General features: G+C 53.2%; 10 protein-coding genes and 1 tRNA gene. 6 read left to right on the forward strand and 5 right to left on the reverse strand.

Annotation, left to right across the window (positions count from 1 at the left end):
* Positions 1 to 117 precede the first annotated feature (117 nt).
* A complete protein-coding gene (locus tag F556_RS0113020) occupies positions 118 to 1242 on the reverse strand; it encodes a glucuronyl esterase domain-containing protein (protein WP_020617403.1) in 1125 nt (374 codons plus the stop codon).
* Positions 1239 to 1796, reverse strand: a complete 558-nt coding sequence (locus tag F556_RS0113025; RefSeq protein ID WP_026297271.1) for a TetR/AcrR family transcriptional regulator — start codon at positions 1794 to 1796, stop codon at positions 1239 to 1241. Before F556_RS0113025 ends, F556_RS0113020 begins: the two co-directional genes overlap by 4 nt.
* A 123-nt stretch (positions 1797 to 1919) precedes the next feature.
* Here F556_RS0113025 and F556_RS0113030 point away from each other — a divergent pair, with 123 nt between their 5' ends.
* The 3 genes from F556_RS0113030 to F556_RS0113040 all read left to right on the forward strand — a co-directional run bounded on the left by F556_RS0113030 (position 1920) and on the right by F556_RS0113040 (position 3169).
* Entirely contained in the window at positions 1920 to 2672 is a 753-nt protein-coding gene (locus F556_RS0113030) for an SDR family oxidoreductase (RefSeq protein WP_020617405.1), read from the forward strand.
* 4 nt (positions 2673 to 2676) lie between these two features.
* Positions 2677 to 3042 carry a hypothetical protein gene (locus F556_RS0113035; protein ID WP_020617406.1) on the forward strand — a complete coding sequence of 122 codons (366 nt, stop codon included), beginning with the start codon at positions 2677 to 2679 and terminating at the stop codon, positions 3040 to 3042.
* 50 nt (positions 3043 to 3092) lie between these two features.
* Positions 3093 to 3169, forward strand: a tRNA-Met gene (locus F556_RS0113040).
* Between the two features lie 92 nt (positions 3170 to 3261).
* Here the strand turns inward: F556_RS0113040 and F556_RS0113045 are convergent.
* The 3 genes from F556_RS0113045 to F556_RS0113055 form a co-directional block, all read right to left on the reverse strand.
* Entirely contained in the window at positions 3262 to 4710 is a 1449-nt protein-coding gene (locus F556_RS0113045) for a DEAD/DEAH box helicase (RefSeq protein WP_020617407.1), read from the reverse strand.
* A 64-nt stretch (positions 4711 to 4774) separates the two neighbouring features.
* A complete protein-coding gene (locus F556_RS0113050; protein WP_020617408.1) occupies positions 4775 to 5230 on the reverse strand; it encodes a hypothetical protein in 456 nt (151 codons plus the stop codon).
* Between the two features lie 2 nt (positions 5231 to 5232).
* Positions 5233 to 5427, reverse strand: a complete 195-nt coding sequence (locus tag F556_RS0113055) for a helix-turn-helix transcriptional regulator (RefSeq protein WP_020617409.1) — start codon at positions 5425 to 5427, stop codon at positions 5233 to 5235.
* Positions 5428 to 5729: 302 nt separating this feature from the next.
* On the opposite strand from F556_RS0113055, the gene F556_RS0113060 reads away from it, so the two are divergent.
* The 3 genes from F556_RS0113060 to F556_RS0113070 all read left to right on the forward strand — a co-directional run bounded on the left by F556_RS0113060 (position 5730) and on the right by F556_RS0113070 (position 15471).
* On the forward strand, positions 5730 to 11063 hold the full coding sequence (locus F556_RS0113060) for a M4 family metallopeptidase (RefSeq protein ID WP_083937978.1): 5334 nt from the start codon (positions 5730 to 5732) through the stop codon (positions 11061 to 11063).
* A 152-nt stretch (positions 11064 to 11215) separates the two neighbouring features.
* Complete coding sequence (locus F556_RS0113065; RefSeq protein WP_020617411.1) at positions 11216 to 12469, forward strand: hypothetical protein; 1254 nt, start codon at positions 11216 to 11218, stop codon at positions 12467 to 12469.
* Positions 12466 to 15471 carry a DEAD/DEAH box helicase gene (locus tag F556_RS0113070; protein ID WP_020617412.1) on the forward strand — a complete coding sequence of 1002 codons (3006 nt, stop codon included), beginning with the start codon at positions 12466 to 12468 and terminating at the stop codon, positions 15469 to 15471. The genes F556_RS0113065 and F556_RS0113070 overlap by 4 nt, the downstream gene beginning before the upstream one ends.
* The last annotated feature ends 105 nt before the right edge of the window (positions 15472 to 15576 follow it).

Consider the following 15576-nt stretch of genomic DNA (forward strand, 5'->3'; position numbering starts at 1 on the left):
TTATCAAGCATCTGACCGAACAGGACGAGACCTCCCTCAGCAAACTGCCCCAACGCACAACAAGCGATCCCACCCCCCGGTAGCTCCAGCGGCTGGGATCGCTTGTTTTTTAACCTATTACTCGTTCAGTGAATTACGCAGCCTCGCATCCGCGAAGGCCAAGAAGCATTGCCAGTCGTAGGTCGTCAGATCATGGTCACCAGTCCGCAAGTGATAGCCGCACGTCTCTCCGCTAATCGGGACATCGGGCTCTGGCATCACATCCGTACCCAGTCCCTCATGCCCAAGCAGCTGATACACCGGCTCTGCGGCTACAAGGGAGAGGAATTCGGATGCCGGATCTGCCCACGCATCCTCCGTTGCGCTGGAGACGTAGAGCAAGCGCGGCGCAATCAAGGCCAACAGCATGTGCTGGTCCACCGGCAGCTCCGCCTCGCGCCCATTATACTGTTTGTAATTGTCAGCGAACCAATGTGGAAATTGCTTGTTAATGTGCTCAATTTGCTCGCCTTTTTTGCCTCTGGAGAGTGCCGCTCCTGTACAGCCCGAGTTGTTGCTGACGATCATTGCAAATCGCTCATCCTGCGCTCCCGCCCACAGCGCGGTCTTCCCGACACGGGAATGGCCTACAAGTGCAACCCGCTTCGCATCAATAGCCGGGTCCGCCTCCAGCGCATCCATGACACGCGAAGCGCCCCATGCCCATGCGCCTATCGTCCCCCAGGCATCACCCGCGCGATCTTCATCCGGCGAATCGAACAACCCATGGACACCGTTGCGAAATCCATCATGCTCGTCCGGATCTACGTCCTCCACTTGAAAGACAGCCGCAGCATATCCCTTCTCCACGATAAGCTCCGCCGGCCAGAAACCCTCCACACGCTGGCGGTCGGGATCAGCTAGTCCAGTGCCGCGATTATTAATGAGCACGAAGGCAGGCACAGGCTTGGTCGCCTCCTTCGGCACAAACAGCACAAAGGGGAGCTCACCTTGACCACCCGGTCCCTCATAAGTAATGGACAGGGTCTTGCGTACAGCCCGGCCATTCATCATGTCCGTGGTCTCGTGCGTCCGGAGACGCATGGATGCCGGTCGTTCGACGGGGGCTCTGCCGTAGACATGTTCGCGGAACAAGTCGAGAATTTCGTCTCTTCTACCTGGAGACCAGTCCACGCTGCTTGCTACCTGTTCCCCATTTTCCCACGCCAAAAGATTGGGGAGCTCCCGCAGTCTATCGTTCATTCTGCTCCCTCCTCGATCCCCGCTTCAATCAGCTGCCAGACCCCTTCGAATTCCGCCTTGAAATCCATTCGCAGCCAACTGTCTGCATACGCAGGCGCAGAGAAATACGAGAATGCCATCAAGATGGCTATGAGCCGCCCTGCATCCTCTATCCCGCTTGCTGCCCTCAGACTGCCCAGCAAATCTCCAATATGCCTTTGGAGTACGACGGGGCTCTTATCAATATAGGTGGTGTAGAGCTTGAACATTTCCGGCTCACGCACATAAGCCTCGTACTTGGAATGGCTCAATGTCCATAGCCAGTCGTGTACGATATCCTTCTTCGATGAGTATGGATCCGTATCAAAAGGAAACAGCCGCCCCAGCTCATGATCGAGCCATGACAGGGCAAGCTCCGTCCACAGTTCTTCCTTTCCCGAAAAATACTTGTAAATCGCCGCATGGGTCGTACCCAGTTCTGAGCCGACCTTGGACAGATTGACTTTCTCCATCCCCTGCTCCACAACCATGCGATGCGCCGTTTCCATTATGAGCTCTCGACTTAAGTTTTTCATGAATTTAGTATACCGTTTGCCGACCTTAGTTACAACTATTGACTTTTGTAACTTGCGATTGTATGCTTATTCCATTCGCGGGTTACAAAAAATAAAAAGTGTAACTAAAAAGGAGAATGTCCTATGAAGCTTAATGATCGCACCATTGTTGTTACAGGCGGCACGTCCGGTATCGGTCTGGCCTTTGCCCTCCATTTGCTCCAACTCGGGAATAAAGTGATCGTTATTGGACGGAATCAGGCCACTCTGGACCAGGTTGTGCGCAATCATCCCCGGCTCATCGGGCTGCAAGGCGATGTCTCGGACGCGGCCTCCGTTCGCGACATGGCTACCTATCTGCGGGAACATCACCCGGAGGTCTCGATTCTGTTCAACTCGGCTGGCATTATGCGGGAGTTTAATGTAATGGACGACACCCTCGATCTGGAGTGGACCACTGCAGAGGTCGATACGAATCTGAACGGAACCATTTGGATGACCGAAGCGCTGCTCCCGCAATTGGCCAGGCAGCCGGAAGCGATGATCGTAACGGTAACCTCCGGCCTCTCTTATGTCTCGTCCCCCCTCCATCCGGTCTACTCGGCTACCAAGGCAGGCGTGCAAATGTTTACCAATGCACTGCGGGTCCAGCTTCGCAAAACCAACCCCGCTATTCACGTCATGGAGCTCGTGCCGCCCCTCGTCGCAGGTACCAACCTTCAACCTGACATGCAGGGCGGCCCCATCCCCAGCATGAGCCTGGATACGCTCGTTAAGCATGGCATTCAAGGAATGGCACATAACAAAAAGCGAGTCGTTCCCGGCTTCTCCAAGCTGTTGCGGTTTGCCGGGAAATATTTCTCGGACACCATGTCAAGTGCGATGGCGCGGGGGTGAGAATATGATATGGTGGATAGTGGCCTATGGGTGGCTTATTTTGTCGGGGATCATGCTGTTCCTGGTGGATGTGGTATCGCAGCATTTGAGGGGCGTACGTACGCCAAGCGTGGAGACAACATACTATTATGGCATGAATACGGCTGCCGCCTTGGGGCAAATTGTTTTTGGATTGTTCGGCCTGATTCTCGTTCTTCAAGCGCCGCACCTGTTGACGCGGTGGCCAGCGATCACCCTCACGATCGTCGCTGCCCTTCTGTGGCTGGCCATCAGCATGAAGTTCCTTCCGTACAAGGAACCGAAGATTATTAGTGCTGTGTTTGTTGTGCTTGTAATTGTAGCATTTGCATTCGGGCGCAAACTCCTGTAGTATAATACACCTAATCATCGCATAAAGATGATTATGCTCAGTAACACTATCGCGGGGTGGAGCAGCCCGGTAGCTCGTCGGGCTCATAACCCGAAGGCCGCAGGTTCAAATCCTGCCCCCGCAACCAACCTCTCATATACTAGATAGGCCGATATATAAAATGCCTCTCACCCACGGATGACACGTGATGAGAGGCATTTTTGTTATTTTCGGTTCGCTTTATTTCCGGTTCGCTTCATGGACTTTCAGCAGCTTGCCTTTAATCGTGGTGTCCTTCATTTTCCCCAGAACAAGGGGGCCTTTGCCATTGAGGATATCCACGTAGGAGGCGTTTTCCTCGATGGTGATGATTCCGATGTCATCCGCCGATACCCCGTCCAGCTTGGCAATCGTGCCAACGAAGTCCACGGCCCGGATCTTCTTTTTCTTGCCCCCGTTAAAATACAGCTTCAACACTTCCTGACTCGCACGGGAGCTCCGGTCCTTCTTCACAGCACGTCGATGATTCATCTTCGCCTCAAAAACAGGACGGTGCTGTGCAACGGCCTCCTTGGAAGGATGTTCTCTGGTCGGAATGTCGAACCCGATGTATCCCTGGGCGCTGGCAACGAATTTGTCCTCCGTTGGTGTGGCGAAGGAGAGGGCTCTCCCCGATTGTCCCGCTCTTCCCGTGCGTCCGGTCCGATGGACATAGCTTTCCTTCTCCTGCGGAAAATCATAGTTCAAGACCAGACTGATGCTGTCGATATCAATGCCTCGCGCGGCGACATCCGTCGCAATGAGATAACGGAACTCGCCTCGTTTGAACGCGTTCATCACCTTCGTGCGATCGTCCTGCTCCATGCCCCCATGAATCCGACCACAAGGATAGCCGTGCCTGTGCAATTCCTTGAACACGACTTCGACCCTAATCTGGGTCCGGCAAAAAATAATGCAGCTATCCGGATTTTCAATGGTCGTGACATCGCGGAGTAGCTTCAGCTTGTTATCGTCCCGCACCGCATACATCGCATGCTCAATCTGGCTGGTCGTCTGGGCCTCCGTCTTCACCTCGATGTCCAGGGGATGATGCATATACTTATGGCATAACTGCTCCACGTCCCTCGGCAACGTCGCCGAGAACAGCATCGTCATCCGATCCTGGGGCAGCTCGCTTATAATCTTCTCTACATGCTCGATGAATCCCATGTTGAGCATCTCATCCGCTTCATCGATCACAAGAAACTTGATCTTCTCCAAATCAATGGTCTGTTTCTCGATATGGTCAATTAACCGCCCTGGCGTGCCTACGATGACGTGGTTCCGCTGCTGCAGCTGCACCTTCTGCTTATGAAACGGCTGCTTGCCATACAACGCAGTGGCCTTGATCCGTTTGTATCTGCCAATATTCATAATGTCCTGCGTGACCTGGTCTGCCAATTCACGAGTCGGCGTCAAGATCAGAGCCTGCGGCCGGTTCTCATCCCATGCCAGCAGCTCGCAGATGGGAATGCCATATGCCGCCGTCTTGCCGCTTCCCGTGTGGGACTTGACGGTCATATCCTTGCGCTCCAGCGCAAACGGAATCACCTTGCGTTGGACCTCCGTTGGCTGACGATAGCCCAAACTATCCAACGAGCGGGTAATGTCTCCGCTCAGCTTATACGCTTTGAAGCCTTGCTCACTCATACGTAAACCCCTTTTTTTCAACTGACGATTATGACGCTCCCGCGTCTAGGTTACAGTGTAGCGATTATGAATGGCTTCCACAAGTCCGATGCCGAAAGAAGGATTGGACCACCATCGAACCCAACAAAAGGATGAGTAAAATCCACCAGCCAGCTGACGCAAAAACGTCCTGCGGGAAAATAAACGTGTATCCGAAATAGGCCAGAAATAAGGCGCCCTGTAGGATCTTAAAGGTTCTGGCATCCGCTTCATTGCCTAATGCGACAAGCCTTTCGTCACTCTCTCTAATAAGGGTTGCCCGCATCTTCTGAGGAGATTTCTTGATCCGCGATAGCTTCAAGTAAGAGACAAGGGCCAGACTTAACGGTAAAAGGGACAAGGCGAAAAAGGCTTTGTTTTCCGAGAATACAACGAGATCCCATTGATTGGTTACAAGACCAAAGGTCAAAATGACGAAACTGACAATCAGCGATACAATCATAACCATTTTAGCCTCTTGAACTGACTTTTCACCACGCATGCTCATTCCTCCCAAAATAAATCATTCAATGTTTTATTCAGTGCCTTGCAGATTTCAGTACATAATTTAAGGCTTGGATTGTAGCTGCCTGATTCAATTAAATTAATGGTTTGCCTTGTGACACCTACGATCTCGGCTAGTCGCTCCTGCGATACTTCAGCTTCTATCCTGGCAATCTTCATTTTTTTATTTTTCAAGACGCCCCAGCTCCTTCCAGAACAATATATCACTCCACCCGACTAAATGTCAATTATATATTACATTATGTAATATGAAAAAGGCTGCCGAGAACCTCTCGACAACCTTCCCTATGATAACTAACGTATGTTCACACAAGGCATGTAGATGTCCAGGTTCAGTCTTCAATAATCCTGGGGAGTTGAGGAACTCTATCATTCACTTAATAGGTATTGTTTAGATTTAGAAACTATATTATATTAAATTGTAGGAAAAATTACCTATATTGTTAAAGCCATTTCGTCAAGGGGGTCTATCATTAGTGTCGCTATTGCGTTCTAAGTCTCTTCTCTCGCTCACTCTTTCTTTTTCTCTCATTTTAACTATGTTTTTTCAGTCAGCACCTGTTGTAACAGCCAGTGGGATGACAACCTCTGACCCATGGTTACTTGCAGAAAGCCTCAATATGGATGCTAGCATGGGGTCACGTATGCTGCAAGGTGAGCTTTCGGGTGAAATTCATTCCGACTCCGATCTCATCAACTATTTATCTGGAAATCAGAACTCCTTCCGACGTTCACAAGCTCAAAGCACGCTTCAAATCGTCGATCGAAACAGTGACTCACAAGGCAAGCAGCACTATCGGTTACAGCAGCATTACAATGGAATACCTGTATACGGCATGTACATCACAGCACATATAGGAACGGACAAGAAGATTTATGCGATTACAAATGATTCTTCGACTGAAATTGAAAATATAGTATTGAATACCCAGCCAACCATTGTGGAGAGCCATGCGATCAATTATCTGCAGGCTGCTATTGAACAAGAGCAAGGGTATACGATCACTTTTGACGCTTCAGACGACATCCTCAGAAAGACTGAGCCCCAAGCAGAGCTCCTCATCTATCCTTTCAATGATACCTATTTTCTTGCCTATCGCGTAGAACTTACATACTCCCAACCGGTGGACGGTCGGTGGGTTGGCTTCGTGAATGCACACACGGGGGAAGTACTGAAGAAGTTTGACCGCATTGCACGGGCCCTGCCTGCTGGAGTAGAAACAAGCAACAGCGCTGGTTACTACGGTGTCACAAGAGCCCTTTCAGTTACCAAAGAAGCTGAGAATCGCTTTTATTTATCTGACAAAACAAAAGACATGTACCGCATTGAATATGGTAGAGAAGTTGGCGTAATTGAAACCTATGACGCTACTAACCCTTTCTTCCCGATCGAGTCCGACACGATCCGATTTAACGATCCGGATGCGGTGGATGCTCATTACTTTGCCGGACAAGTGTATGACTTCTATGCCAGCAATTATAATCGCAACAGTCTGGACGACAAAGGGATGTCCATTATTTCTGTTGTAAATGTCGGTGCGATTGATAATGCCTACTGGAATGGTTACGAGCTGGTCTTTGGAGACGGCCAAGATCTATTCGAATGCTTGACTTGCGCCAATGATATTATCGCGCATGAATTTACACATGGCGTCATTGAACATACCGCTAATCTTGAATACGTCGGGCAATCCGGTGCGCTTAACGAATCGATAGCCGATATCATGGCTGTTGTTTTCGATGCGGAGGACTGGGCCATCGGGGAAGATTCGGGTATCACCGGCGCGCACGGTGTACTTCGCGATCTCGCAAATCCTGAACGAAGCTTAACGCCCCAGCCCGCTTCCATGTCCGACTATGTCCATCTCCCTGAAGATAGTGCACATGATAACGGAGGCATTCATACCAATAGCGGAATTCCGAATCATGCTGCCTACTTGATTGCCAAAGGAATCGATGCACGGCCTGATTTACAAGGACAAGGTCGGGCTTTGCTTGGCCATATCACCTATGGTGCCCTAACTTCCTATCTCACGCCTACCTCCGACTTCGAGGCAGGGCGTGATGCATTCGTATTGGCTGCTGGCGACTTGAACCTAGCCGAGAACCAACGCAATGACATCATTGCGATCGTTAAGGACGCTTGGGCAACAGTCGGACTCCCCTATACAAATAATGAGAACAATATTATCTCCTTCCATGTTTCTGGAATGGACGGGCACGCTGAGATTAATACCCTGGCACATACCGTTACCTTTCGTGTGAAATACGGAACAGATTTGACGGCGTTAGTTCCTCAAATCGGAATTTCACCAGGCGCGACTATAACCCCTGGTGGAGATATAGTTCAAGATTTTACAAAACCTGTGACCTATACAGTCACCTCCAACAATGGACAATCTCAGACATGGCTGGTTCAAGGCTCAATACTTAATCCTGCTGCTAATAATGACATTATTGACCTCCAAGCAGACATATTAACGGGATCTGCCATTATTGATGCTGTTCAGCATAAAGTTACTTTGTATGTGGAAGAGACAGATAACTTATCTGCTATTCAACCTTCCATTGAACTCTCTGAAGGAGCCAGCATTTCCCCGGCAAGCGGAACAACGGTCAACCTAAGACAGCCAGTGCTATACACCGTTACTGCAGAAGATGGAACTGCCCAGCAGTGGACCGTAACAGCGATCAAGGATTCAAGGAGCCCTAAAGTACTGGGAGCTGTTGCACTGGGAAGCACCGTTGTCGCCGTTGTATTCGACCAGCCGATGAGCTTCTCTACACTCGGCAATGCCGCCAATTATAAGATGGAATCATTGATCTCCAGTTATTCCAACCCGCAGATTACGAAGGTAGAGGTGGACTGCACAGATGCGAGCATCGTGTACTTAACGACCTCTACGCTTGTATCGCAGAATGGCTATAAGCTCTCCGTATCCAATCTGAAGGGGAGCAACGGCAACAGCGTTCGTCCAGACTCCACCACAGGCTACTTCCTGACGGACGATACTACACCGCCCGTTCTGAATACGGCAAGAATTCAAGGCAATCAGCTCGTATTGACCTTTAACGAGCCGATAAAGTCGGGATATGGCGCAGTTAGAGACACGTTTCAATTGCATGTGAACGGTAAGGAGATCACTTCCCCTTTCTCTGAGATTTCGTCAGCAGGGCGAAGGATCATGTTAACATTGAGACAGCAAATCTCTGAGACCGATGACGTGCAAGTTTCTTATACGCATTATTCTCATATTGTCAAAGTCACTGATCAGAGCGGGAATGTCTTGCCTTCTTTCAGTAAGGTATCCGTTATTAATCGTACGAGCAGCTCGTCTTCGTCAGCAGGCGAAGGGTGGGCCCACTTCAACGGTACTGTGAAACAAATGATTAAGCATCCGACAGAACCGATTATCTATACCATTTACAATAATAGTCGCAGGGTCGCCATGGCCAATATGGATACAGGTGATACGAGCACCACAACTTTGGATCGCGAAGTGGAAAGGATTTATACCGCTGGCGGAAAATTGTATGTCGCTTTAGTTGATCGACCACATAGTTATACTTGGTGGAAAGAAGACCAGACAGGCAGTATCGCGATCCTGAACGAACACTCACTGGAGACGATCGTACAGTTCAATATTTCCATCGACCCGTTCGATTTAGTTGTAAATGAAGCTGGCGTTATTTATGTATCCTCCGGCTCCGGTCAGCATACGGAGATTCATTCTTACTCCCCCGCCGACTATTCGCTGATTGGTAAATCCAGTATTCGTCAAAGGTCCTATTTGCAATATCGACCTGATCTTATTCATTCTATTAATACAGATGTATCTCCAAGAGACATTCATGCCTATAACGTAAATTATACCGGTCAATTTCTGCCACCGGATGTGCGTGGTTATGATTCTCCTTATCACGGAGACTATCCAATGTCCACCTATCTGCGGATATCCCCAGACCATCAGTTTCTCTTCAATGGAGCAGGGACCATCTTTACAAGCTCGCTCACGAGAGAAAACAACATGCGCTTTGTTGACACGATAGCGCCGTTCAGCAGCATCGTGTTCTCTCCTGACCTTAGTCAGTTCTATACCTTGAGCGGAACAACGCTGAGCATCTACAATTATTCTTCAAGCTTCTTGCTTGAAAGACAAATTGCATTGCCGGCGACTGCTGCAGCCATCATGCCGGGCAATCAGCCGGATGAAATCTTGGTCGCCTACTCTCGTAATGGCGGTACAACCGTACTGCCATACTCCCTGCAGCAAGAAAGTGTCTCCGCATTGGACACTCCATCTCTTGCAGCGGCGTATGCCCATGTGGCTATAAACGCCTGCCCTATTAATCCGGGTGGCGGTAGTACTCCTCCACCTGCAGGAGGCGGCGTGACTCCGCCTTCGCCTCCTCCTGCTGGGGGTGGCGGGGGTGGTGGCGGGACTCCACCTTCTCCTCCTCCTGCCGGGGGTGGCGGGGGTGTTACGCCTCCTCCTGCTTCCAAGGTTGAACCAACCATTATACTACCCGAGGAAGCGATGAATGCGAGCAAACTCGTCGATTCATCGGGCAATACAACACATTTGTTCATACCCGACCCTGAGAAGCTCAAGCAATCGCTAATCGATGCACAGGCAGGTGCAGAAGCACAACGAGAGGAACAGGAGAGCGCCGTTATTCCAACTCTCATCATGTCGATTGGGAAGCTTGACTACGGAGCAACGATTCAAATTCCTGCAAGTGTCTTTTTGCAAGGGAATCAGATGGACTCGGCGGCCGTACTCTCCATTCAAGCCGATGAAGTGACTTACGATCTTCCCGTCCAAGCGATTACTGCCAGCAGCTTGAAAGAAGCATGGGGAAGCAATATAGATCTAGACATCATTAAGCTTTCGATTGCAATATCACGAACAAGTAGCTCTCTTAATAACCAGATCAAAGAGCAGTTAGCCAAGGAAGGCTTGCAATCACTGACAGATGCCTACAACTTTACAATTACGTTGGACGCGCAGGGGAAATCCATGCCGTTGAATGATTTTAATGGCCTGTATCTTACCCGCACCTTCCTTCTCACAACAGAAGCAAGTGCTCGTACGCTAACGGCTCTGCTCTACGATCCAAAGACGGGATCCTCTCGTTTCGTACCTGCTTTTGTGAGCAAAGAGGGAGATCAGGCAACCGTTGCGGTCAAGACTCCGCATAATAGCATCTATACCGTGGCCAGTTCCTCGAAAACCTTCACCGATCTGGAAGGCCATTGGGCGAAGCATGACATTGAAGTTTTGGCTGCCAAGAAGGTGGTCCTCGGAATCACGGACAAGACTTTTGCACCGGATCGCACGGTAACTAGAGCAGAGTTCGCAACCTTGCTTGTGCGCTCACTCGGATTAGCGACATCGCAAGCCAGCGCGATGAAATTCATAGATGTCAAGCCGGATGCCTGGTACGCCCTGACGGCCAGCACGGCTGCTCAAGCTGGCTTAATCAAGGGAGATACAGAGGGAAGATTCAACCCGAACGGAATTATCACCCGCCAAGAGATGGCCGTCATGATTAATAGAGCCATTCAATATGCTGGAAATTCTGGTGTAGCAATCAGCAATGTTCAGCAGAACGCTGGCTCCGGGACACCATCGGATTCAGCCGCTTTCCCTCAATGGTCCGCCCTCGATATTAAGAGAATGCTTGACCTGGGAATTATGAATACCGGTATTGACGGCAAATTCGAACCCACATTGCCTGTGACACGAGCCCATGCAACCGTCTCGTTAAAACAAATGCTTCTCCAGCTCAACTTTATCAATGAATAGTTAATTTGTTCAAATGGAGGGTTACTCCAAGATGGCTTATTCCAGCCTTCTTCGGGGTTATCCTCCATTTTTGCGTTGTCCATATGTATAATGAAGATACGGATTCAAGAGCGGTCAAGGTAAAACAGGCTCAAGAAAGGAATGCCCTCCTCATGACGAAAATCAAACCCGGTCGCCTGGCGGAGCTCAGCATCGCCCAGTGGCAGGAATGGATCGCTGAGCATGCCCAGCACGTGCGAAGCACCCCTTACCAGCAAGAATATGGAAACGAGGTACGCGCCTTGGTGCGCGAAGCCCTGCCGGAGCTGACAGCCGAAGCAGACTGGCTGTTCGACCTGAACATCCACCTGTTCCTGCTCCGCAAGCAGTCAACCAGCGGTCACTCAAGTTACGCTGCTCAGATTGCAGCCTCCGAGACAATCCAGGAAGTTGCAAATCACCTGGTGCACGGCTCAACGCTGGATATTGCAGCCAGACAGTGGGACCGGCTCTTGGAGACCACCACGTACATTCGGGAAACAGCTGTCACTCATCATTGGTCACCCACTGCCTTTCTAGACATCTATGTTGAACTGTGGATTCAGATGATTGCCCCCAAGGCGGACGGCAATCGTATCTTCGAAGAAGAACTTGCGCGACTGAATGAGGCTGAGGAGACGGTCCTGGCGGCAGAGAAGGCAGATTCGACCTCCCTAACCGGCTCAACGTATGGTCACGGGCCCCGCAAGACGCACAAGCTCTTCCTCCTCGTCGCCCGTGCCTGGATGCAGCTCTGGCTCGTGGAAGACCGCAAGGCATGGCAGCTGCTCGAGATAGCAGAGCGTCATCAGCTCCAGCCTGGACACGTGTTCCGCTTCTTAAGCGTGCTGGAAGAAGCCGGCGAATGGCATCGGCTGGAAGCCTGGCTGAGCGAATGCGCGACTGAGCGGATTGGGCGTCGCCCCGGTACCCTGGAGAAGTACGGGCGCTATTGGGACGCTGTCGTGGAGCGCGTGCCGGAGGCAGAGGATCGCATGTGGCATGGCATTAAGAGCCAGCTCCCCTACTCCCGTAGTCTGTATGAGGAGAAGCTGCTGCACTACCGCCGCTGGCGGCAGTGGGTGGATTATCAGCTCAGTGTCGGCAGCGACCCGCTAGACTTTCGTGTCAAGGACCTGCAGCCCATCGACAAAGAGGCGCCCGAGGCGCTGCTGCCTTTTTATCATCAGGGTGCAGAGAAGTACGTGCTGCTCAAAAACCGCAACGGGTACAAACGGGCCGTAAAGCTGCTCAAACGACTGGCCAAGCTGTACAAGAAACTGAAGCGTGAGGAGCGGTGGGCAGCATACATCGAGACGTTCGCCCGCCGGCACAGCCGGCTGCGCGCCCTCCAGGAAGAGTTAAGGAAAGGAAAGCTGATCCCATGACGACATCCCACAATCACCTGGAGACGCTCGCCGTCCGCATGATGCTCACGTCGCATGGCGATGCGCTGTTCTTCGCAGACCCGGATACCCAGCGGGAGTCGACGGGACTGCAGCTGAAGCATCGCTTGTTTGCGTGGCACGAGCCGTCCTTCTACGGTACCGAATTGGAGGTCCATCAGGTTGGGGAGCTGGAGGCCGTGGTGCTGCCTGCCGAGGACGTCATTCCCTTCTTCGCCCAAGGGCTGCTGCTGGCCCATATTCAGTGGACGTGGGAAGGCGATGCTGCGCAGCTCCAGCCCTTGGCACCACTGCTGGAGGAGTTGCTAGAGAAGCGACAGTATGTGCCCGACCTGACGGCTTACCGCAGCGGCTCCCTGCGCTGGAGCTGGGAGGCGGCAGCGATGAAGGCGGCCTGGCGGCAGGCTGGTCTCAGCCCTACAGACTCAGCGGGCAGCGGCTGGAGCGAGGAGGCGCTCGCCGGACTGAAGGCGGCCTTCTCGGCGGCGGTTACGAGCCGCTATTACGGAACCGAGGCGGACGAGGCCGAGCTACGTCAGGAATTCCCTGCCCTGTTCGCACGCCAGAATGTAGTAGCGGCGACGGCCGGACTGGACAGCGAGACCTGGCTCGTGCAGATTGGCTGGAAGGCAGACGTCGCCCCGTTCCGACCCCTGCTGCAGCTCATCGAGCCGTGGGAGGGAGACGAGCGCTCCCGCTGGTGGCTGCGGCTCGTGCTGCAGGACAAGAGCGATCCGGCCAAGCTCCGCCGGGTGAAGCTCAGCGGCAACGGGGAAGCGACAGGGAAATGGCCTGACGCATGGGCGGAGCCGATCCGCAGCCGTTCGGCGGGTTGGCTGGACCGGCTGCGGGCCTCTCTGCCCCCCGAGCGGCTGTGGCGCGGCGAGGATGTGCTGGCTGCGCCGCTGGACGACGCGGCGGCCTGGCGTTTTCTGAACACGGACAGCCGCCAGTTGCTCGAAGCCGGCTGGCAGGTATTGCTGCCCGCTTGGTGGGAGGCCGCCAGCCGCAAGAAGCCGCGCCTGCGGGCGGCGGTGCAATCCGAAGAGGAGTCCAAGAAGCGCGGTGGTGGCGGCGGCAAGTCGTTATTTGGGCTAGACGCCATCCTGAGCTTCAACTGGCGCATCTCCATCGGCGATGCCGATCTGAACGAAGAGGAATTCGATGCGCTGGTCGCACGAGGGGAGCGTCTGGTGAAATTCCGGGACCGCTGGATCGCGCTGGATCCGGCGCTGATCGCCCAGATTCGCCGCATGATGGAAGGCATGGACAAGAATGAGGGGCTGAGCTTCCAGGACGTGCTGCAACTGCATCTGCTATCGCAGGGCGAGATGGAGGGCGAGGCGGCTGGCGGGACAGGCGACAGCGCCGAGGCGTCCGGGGCCGATACCCGGGTTCAGCTGGAAGTCGAGCTGAATGCCCACTTGACCGGGTTGATCGCCCGCATCAACCAGCAGCGTGAGTGGCCGTCGCTCGAGCCTCCGGCCGGCCTGCACGCTGAGCTGCGCAGCTATCAGCGGGATGGCTTTTCCTGGCTGGCCTTTCTCCGTCGCTTCGGACTCGGGGCCTGTCTGGCGGACGATATGGGCCTCGGCAAGACGGTCCAGTTAATAACCTATCTGCTGCATGTCAAGGAGTCGGCGGATGAGGGAGCCCATCTCCCGTCACTGATCATCTGCCCCACGTCGGTGCTAGGGAACTGGCAGAAGGAGCTGTCCCGCTTCGCTCCATCACTTCGTGTAGCCATGCATTATGGCTCTAAGCGCAAGAGCGGCGCAGCGTTTCAAGCCGAGGCCCGCAGTGTCGATGTGATGCTGACCTCATTTGCTACTGCCTCGCTGGATCAGGAGACGTTGGCCGGGTTCCAATGGGGAGCCGTCTGTCTGGATGAGGCACAGAATATCAAGAACGCCCAGACCAAGCAGGCCATCGCGGTCAAGAGCCTGCCTGCCCTTCATCGCATTGCGCTTACCGGAACGCCGATTGAGAACCGGTTGGCCGAGCTGTGGTCCATTTACGATTTCATCGTACCCACTTACCTCGGCTCGGCCAAGGCATTCCAGAACCGGTTCGCTGCTCCTATTGAGAACGAACGGGATGCGCGGCGAACGGCAGAGCTGCAGCGACTCGTCAAACCATTTCTGCTGCGGCGCAAGAAGAAGGATCCTGCCATTCAGCTGGACCTGCCGGACAAGAACGAGATGAAGACCTACGTTCCGCTCACCTCGGAGCAGGCCGCCCTATACGACACGACCGTCAAGGAGTTGCTGGATCGGGTGAAGAAGCTGGACGGTATACAGCGCAAAGGCGCCATTCTCGGTGCCCTGACGCGGCTCAAGCAAGCGTGCGACCATCCGGCGCTGCTGGATGAAGATCCGGGGGCGGAGCCAGAGGAAGGTCCGCCTCCGCCAGAGGCCATCGCCGCCCGCTCCTCCAAGCTCGAGCGGCTGGTCGCGATGGTCAAGGAGCTGCGCGAGGCGGATGAGCGTTGTCTGATCTTCACCCAATACATCGGCATGGGCAAGATGATCCAGGACGTGCTGCAACGCGAGCTGGACGAGCCGGTGCTGTACTTGAACGGCAGTACGCCGAAGCTGCAGCGGGACCGGATGGTCGAGCAGTTCCAGTCCCGCGAGCTTCCGGCCGCAGAGCAGCCCAATGTGTTTATCCTCTCGCTCAAGGCGGGCGGTGTCGGGCTTAATCTGACCGCAGCGAACCACGTCTTCCACTTCGACCGCTGGTGGAACCCGGCCGTCGAGAACCAGGCCACCGACCGTGCTTACCGGATGGGCCAGACGCGCGACGTCCAGGTGCACAAGTTCATCTCCCTTGGCACGCTGGAGGAGCGCATCGACGAGATGCTGGAGAACAAGCAGCAGCTCAGCGACAATGTCATCACCAGCTCCGAGGGCTGGATTACCGAGCTGTCGACTGAAGCACTGACCGAGCTGTTCACGCTGCGACGGGACTGGTCGGGGGACTAGGGCAAGACTTGAGGTAGTCTAAAAGTGAAAAAGGCGGCGCAAGAGGAATTCCTCTGCGTCGCCTTTTTTTCGTTGCGATATTTGTATGCTCTTTTCAAATAAGCT

Origin of the sequence: Paenibacillus daejeonensis DSM 15491, from assembly GCF_000378385.1 — a bacterium.
Taxonomy (GTDB): Bacteria; Bacillota; Bacilli; order Paenibacillales; family Paenibacillaceae; genus Paenibacillus_D; species Paenibacillus_D daejeonensis.